This is a genomic window from Mycobacterium sp. (genome assembly GCF_032162105.1).
Taxonomy (GTDB): Bacteria; Actinomycetota; Actinomycetes; order Mycobacteriales; family Mycobacteriaceae; genus Mycobacterium.
Window position 1 is genome coordinate 1 of record NZ_JAVRPS010000020.1, and the last position, 3,104, is coordinate 3,104.

The 3,104-nt window shown below is 67.8% G+C and carries 3 protein-coding genes and 2 pseudogenes; 1 reads left to right on the top strand and 4 read right to left on the bottom strand.

The window, feature by feature from the left end; genetic code table 11:
• A pseudogene (locus tag QOC69_RS00765) lies at positions 1 to 290 on the top strand (PadR family transcriptional regulator); the annotation flags it as partial.
• Between the two features lie 40 nt (positions 291 to 330).
• On the opposite strand, the gene QOC69_RS00770 reads toward QOC69_RS00765, so the two are convergent.
• From QOC69_RS00770 to QOC69_RS00785, 4 genes and pseudogenes are all read right to left on the bottom strand, one after another.
• Positions 331 to 1,479, bottom strand: coding sequence for an acyl-CoA dehydrogenase family protein (locus tag QOC69_RS00770; protein WP_526435383.1), 1,149 nt, complete (start codon positions 1,477 to 1,479; stop codon positions 331 to 333).
• Positions 1,480 to 1,512: 33 nt separating this feature from the next.
• A complete protein-coding gene (locus QOC69_RS00775; protein WP_526435385.1) occupies positions 1,513 to 2,658 on the bottom strand; it encodes a thiolase family protein in 1,146 nt (381 codons plus the stop codon).
• Positions 2,651 to 2,815 (bottom strand): annotated as a pseudogene (locus QOC69_RS00780) (enoyl-CoA hydratase); the annotation flags it as partial. The pseudogene QOC69_RS00780 and the gene QOC69_RS00775, both read right to left, overlap by 8 nt.
• Positions 2,816 to 2,874: 59 nt before the next feature.
• A partial coding sequence (locus QOC69_RS00785; RefSeq protein WP_526435386.1) for a hypothetical protein occupies positions 2,875 to 3,104 on the bottom strand: 230 nt, incomplete at its 5' end.

Here is a 3,104-nt window from a genome sequence, read left to right on the forward strand (position 1 = left end):
TTCGCGACGACTTGCTCATCAAGGTCAGCGCCGTCGATGCCGGCGATGCCGCGGCCGTCCGCGACTTGATCTCCGAGCAACTGCGTTGGGCCACTGCCAAGCTCGCACGCTACGAACGATTGCGGGAACGCCTGCTGCACGGCCGTACCGAGGACGAATACCTGTCCGAGAGCCCGCGCGTCGGCCCCTACCTCACCCTATTGCGGGGAATCTCGTTCGAGCAGGAGAACATTCGCTGGGGCGAGCGCGCGTTGTCGGTGATCAACCAGCGGTTGGCGGCCAGGACGTGAGATTGTCGTATTCCCGTCCGACGCCGTCTGCGGCTTGCCCTTAGAGGCCGAGCGACTTGGCGATGATCACCTTCATGACCTCGCTGGTCCCGGCGTAGATGCGCGCCACCCGGGCGTCCGTGTACAGCCGGGCGATCGGGTATTCCATCATGTAGCCGTAGCCACCGAAGAGCTGCAGGCAGCGGTCGATCACCCGGGCCTGCATCTCGGTGCAGAACAACTTCACCCTGGCGGCGTCGGCGGCCGACAGCTCACCCTCGACGTGCAGGGTGACCGCGCGGTCCAGCATCGCCTGTGCCGCCTCCACCTCCGTCGAGCACGCGGCGAGTTCGAACTGGGTGTTCTGAAACGACGCGACGGGCGTGCCGAATGCCTTGCGGTCCTTGGTGTAGTCGATGGCTGCGGTGATCGCGGACCGCGCCTGCGACACCGACCCGACGGCCACGGTGAGGCGTTCCTGCGGCAGGTTGTGCCCCAGGTAGCCGAAGGCCTCGCCCTCCTCGCCAAGCAGGTTGGCCGCGGGCACGCGGACGTCGACGAACGACAGCTCGGCGGTGTCCTGCACCTTGCAGCCCATCTTCTCCAGCTCGCGACCGTGGGTGAAGCCCTCCATGCCGTCCTCGACGACGAACAGCGTCAGTCCCTTGCGCCGGTTGTCGGGATCGGTGGACGTGCGGGCGACCACGACGACGAGGTCGGCCTGCATGCCGCCGGTGATGAAGGTCTTGGCGCCGTTGAGGATGTAGTCGTCCCCGTCGCGCACCGCCGTGGTGCGCATGCCCGCCAGGTCGGACCCGGTCCCTGGCTCGGTCATGGCGACCGCGGTCAGAAGCGTGCCCGCGGCGAGGCCGGGGAACCAGCGCAGCCGCTGCTGTTCGTTCGCGTAGTGCAAGAAGTACGGCAGGATCACCTCGAGCTGGGTGCGCACCGTGGACAAGGTGACCAGCGCGCGAGCCGCCTCCTCCTGCATGACGACGTTGTAGCGGTAGTCGGGCATGCCCGCGCCGCCGTACTCCTCGGGGATCGCCATGCCGAGCATGCCGAGCTCGCCCATCTGCTTGAACACGTCGCGGGGCATGCGGCCGCCCTTCTCCCACTCGGGATAATGCGGTACCACTTCCTTTTCGACGAAGTTTCGGGCGAGCTCGCGGAACGCCTCGTGGTCCTCGGTGAACAGATCCCGGCGCATGACGCCTCCTTTCGAACGTTCTCTACGCTCGTGCTAGTTCATCAGCTCGACCAGCGTGGCGTTGGCGGTGCCGCCACCCTCGCACATGGTCTGCAAGCCATACCGAATTCCGTTGTCGCGCATGTGGTGAATCATGCGGGTCATCAGCACCGCGCCCGAAGCGCCGAGCGGATGGCCGAGCGCGATCGCCCCGCCGAGCGGGTTGAGCCGGGCCTCGTCGGCGCCGGTCTCGGCCAGCCAGGCCAACGGCACCGGCGCGAACGCCTCGTTGACCTCGAACACACCGACCTCGTCGATGCGCACGCCCGCCTTGTGCAGCACCTTCTCGGTGGCGGGAATGGGGCCGGTGAGCATGAGCACGGGGTCGGCACCGGTGACCGCGCCTGCGCGGTAGCGGACCAGGGGCGTCAGATTCAGTTGGACCGCGTTCTCGGCCGTCATCACCAACAGCGCGGCGGCGCCGTCCGAGATCTGTGACGAGTTGCCTGCGTGGATGACGCCGTCGTCGGTGAAGGCCGGCTTGAGTCCGGCGAGTTTCTCGACGGTGGTGCCGCGACGGATGCCCTCGTCGGCCGTCACGACGTCGCCGTCGGTGAAGACGGGGACGATCTGGTCGATGAAGGCGCCCGCGTCCTGCGCGGCGGCGGCCCGCTCGTGCGACTGCGCCGAGTACTCGTCGAGGCGGGTCCTGGACAGGTCCCACTTCTTGGCGATCATCTCGGCCGAGAGGCCCTGGTTGAACGAGAAATCGTCATAGCGGGCAAGGACTTTCGGCCCGTACGGCATGCCGGTGGCGCGCGCGGCGCCCAGCGGCACCCGGCTCATCACCTCCACCCCACCCGCGACGACGATGTCCTGCTGGCCGGACATCACCCCCTGCACGGCGAAGTCGAGCGCCTGCTGGCTCGACCCGCACGCCCGGTTGATCGTGGTGCCGGGGATGTGTTCGGGCCAGCCCGCGGCGAGCACGGCATATCGGCCGATGTTGCTCGACTGGTCGCCGACCTGCGAGACGCAACCCCACACCACGTCGTCGATCACGTCGGGATCGACGTCGGTGCGCTCGAGTAGTTCGTTGAGGACTATCGCGGACAGGTCGGCGGCGTGCTGGTCGGACAGCCCGCCGTTGCGCTTCCCGACCGGGGTGCGCACGGCTCCGACGATGACGGTCTCACGCATTGTCTTGCTCCGATCTGGATAGTGCCCATCGACCAGTGAACTCCGGCTCCCGCTTTGCGGCGAACGCCGCGTACGCCTCCCCCGAGTCTGCCGTGGCGAAGTCCCCCGGCTGTGCGCGGGCCTCGTTGGCCAGCACCTCGGCGAATGTGGCGTCGGCAGCCGCGTGGCCGGTCAGGTCGAACAGCGGGCTCGCGGTCTTCGTGCCGTTCGTGGTCATCAGTAGCTCCTCGGCAGGCCCAGGACGTGGGAGCCCAGGAAGTTCAGGATCATCTCCTGACTGATCGGCGCGATCTTCATCAGGCGCACACAGTCGGGTTCGCCGGTACAGAAACGTCCGCACCGGCGGATCGGCACTCCTCCTCGTACAGCTCTGAGGTCGGCTACGGCGGCCCGACGAGGTTGCCGCGCCGGACGTTCTCCCGGCACGTCAGCCGGTCCTGGCCCGT